The sequence below is a fragment of the Neisseria sp. P0021.S006 genome (assembly GCF_051956895.1).
Genome location: NZ_JBQCWZ010000150.1, coordinates 1 through 2,277 on the forward strand (window position 1 = coordinate 1; position 2,277 = coordinate 2,277).

Below are 2,277 nucleotides of genomic sequence, written 5' to 3' on the forward strand. Positions count from 1 at the left end.
CTACCCAGGCATCGGCCCGGAACACAGCCATTTGAACGACATCAACCGCGTGGAATACACCGTTGCCAAAGATGACGAAGCACTCGAAGCCTTTGACTTGCTCTGCCGTTTCGAGGGTATTATTCCTGCGCTGGAATCCAGCCATGCCGTTGCTTGGGCGGTGAAAAACGCGCCGAAAATGAGCAAAGACCAAGTGATTTTGGTCAACCTCTCCGGTCGCGGCGATAAAGACATCAATACCGTGGCGAAACTCAAAGGCATTGAGTTGTAAGCCTTATTGATTGAGCAGCAAAGGCCGTCTGAAAAAGCTGGATATCAGTCTTTCAGACGGCCTTTGTTTCCGTAATGATTCAGCGTAGTATTTTATCCGCACAAACTCTATCAAGTATCGGCGGCTAAGGAAATTTATCCTTCCAAACTGCGTTTGTACGCTTTCTAAACCAATTATTCAATTTATCCATCACCATGAAACATTTAGCAATCCATCTAAAACTATTGGGCATGGCGGCGTTTTGGGGCGCATCTTGGCCGATGGGGCGAATGCTGGGACAGGCGCTGCCACCTTTAACGGGCGGTATGCTGCGCTTTTTGACGGCGGCTATCTTGCTTTTGGGCTGGCTGTTTGCACGGTATCGGTTGCGTACTTTGGCGGTTTTGTCGCGCAAACAATGGCTTGGATTGGCACTGGCGGCGGCATTCGGGGTATTTGGTTTTACTGTGTTGTCTATGCTGGGTTTGCAGCGGATTCTTGCTTCAAGGGCGACGGTGTTGGTCACGTTCAATCCTGTGTTGACGATGTTTTTTGCGGCTTTGTTGTTTGGCGAGAAGCTCAACGGCAAGATTGTGTCGGGTATGTTGTTGGCAGTGGCAGGCTCGATATGGGCGGTCACGCATGGCGAGATTGCGGCATTTTTGTCGGGCGGCGGCATAGGGTGGGGCGAAGTGCTGGTGTTTTGCAGCCTTTGCTGTTTGGTTACTTATACGATGATAGGCAGGGCGGTGTTGCAGGGGATTGATGCGCTGACGGTCACTGTGGCCACCGCTTGGCTGGGTGCAATGATGTTGCTGCCGCCTGCGCTGATTTCAGACGGCCTGCCGTTTGGTATGCTTGCCGAAATGGACGGCAGGGGCTGGTTTGCTTTGATTGGCCTGTCTGTCGGGGCAACGGTCTTGAGCTATGCGTGGTATTTTGAAGGCGTGAAGACTTTGGGCGCCGGCAGCGCGGCGGCGTACATTACTTTGGTGCCGGTATTCGGTATTCTGTGTTCCGCTTGGTTTTTGGGCGAGGCGTTGCATGTTTCTTTGGTTGCCGGCTGTTTGGCGGCAGTGGTCGGATTGGCGTTGATGCAGTACGGAAGACGTGCCGTCTGAAATAGGAAATATGTTATATAATAATGAAACTGATCAAACCATTGTTTTCGACATGTCTGAACATTCCTCCCTGCTCGATTTCGACCGCGCCCATCTGCTCCATCCTTATACATCTATGACCGACCCGTTGCCTGTTTATCCGGTGCGCCGTGCGGAGGGTGTGCACATCGAATTGGCGGACGGTACGCGGCTGATTGACGGGATGTCGTCTTGGTGGTGTGCGATACACGGCTACAATCATCCCGTTTTGAATCAGGCGGTTGAAGCGCAGATTAAACAGATGTCGCATGTGATGTTCGGCGGTTTGACGCACGAGCCGGCGGTGGAGCTGGGCAAATTGTTGGTCGGGATTTTGCCGCAGGGGCTGGACCGTATTTTTTATGCGGATTCGGGTTCGGTTTCGGTGGAAGTCGCGCTGAAAATGGCGGTGCAATACCAGCAGGCGCGGGGTTTGACGGTGAAGCAGAATATTGCGACGGTACGGCGCGGGTATCACGGCGATACTTGGAACGCGATGTCTGTCTGCGATCCGGAAACGGGGATGCACCATATTTTCGGCAGCGCGTTACCACAGCGTTATTTTGTCGATAATCCGAAAAGCCGTTTCGACGATGAATGGGACGAGGCGGATTTGCAGCCTGTCCGCGCCTTGTTTGAAGCGCATCATGCGGATATCGCCGCCTTTATTTTGGAACCGGTCGTGCAGGGCGCGGGCGGCATGTATTTTTATCATCCGCAGTATCTTCGCGGATTGCGCGATTTGTGCGACGAATTTGATATCGTGTTGATTTTTGATGAAATTGCCACTGGATTTGGGCGTACGGGCAAGATGTTTGCCTGCGAACACGCGGACGTCGTACCGGATATTATGTGTATCGGCAAGGGCTTGAGCGGCGGCTATATGAC

Annotated in this window: 2 protein-coding genes and 1 pseudogene; all 3 read left to right on the plus strand. The window is 52.7% G+C overall.

Going from position 1 to position 2,277, the window contains the following annotated elements; translation table 11 throughout:
- Positions 1-271: pseudogene (locus ACTHUM_RS11775) on the plus strand (tryptophan synthase subunit beta); the annotation flags it as partial.
- Between the two features lie 194 nt (positions 272-465).
- A complete protein-coding gene (locus ACTHUM_RS11780; RefSeq protein ID WP_219088769.1) occupies positions 466-1,371 on the plus strand; it encodes a DMT family transporter in 906 nt (301 codons plus the stop codon).
- Positions 1,372-1,423: 52 nt separating this feature from the next.
- Positions 1,424-2,277: adenosylmethionine--8-amino-7-oxononanoate transaminase (bioA, locus tag ACTHUM_RS11785; protein ID WP_440402948.1), on the plus strand; the 854-nt coding region annotated here is incomplete at its 3' end.